The organism is Liquorilactobacillus mali, from assembly GCF_001437155.1.
GTDB lineage: Bacteria > Bacillota > Bacilli > Lactobacillales > Lactobacillaceae > Liquorilactobacillus > Liquorilactobacillus mali_A.
This window is the reverse complement of the sequence record NZ_JQAR01000017.1, coordinates 1-210: the sequence shown is the minus strand read 5'-3', so window position 1 is coordinate 210 and position 210 is coordinate 1. Positions and strand designations below refer to the sequence as shown.

The 210-nt window shown below is 53.8% G+C and carries 2 tRNA genes; both read right to left on the bottom strand.

Features of this window, described 5'->3' with window-relative positions:
- Position 1: 1 nt before the first annotated feature.
- Positions 2-74, bottom strand: a tRNA-Lys gene (locus IV36_RS07755).
- A gap of 4 nt (positions 75-78) precedes the next feature.
- Positions 79-151: transfer RNA gene (locus tag IV36_RS07750), tRNA-Val, on the bottom strand.
- Between the last annotated feature and the right edge of the window lie 59 nt (positions 152-210).

Sequence of the window (210 nt, the reverse complement as noted above, 5' to 3'; positions counted from 1 at the left end):
ATGAGTCGTGACAGGCTCGAACTGTCGACCCTCTGATTAAAAGTCAGATGCTCTACCAACTGAGCTAACGACTCAAGATGGAGGATACAGGGCTCGAACCTGTGACCCTCTGCTTGTAAGGCAGACGCTCTCCCAACTGAGCTAATCCTCCATATTTGCACGGCAACGACCTATCCTCGCAGGGGGCGATCCCCCAACTACTATCGGCGC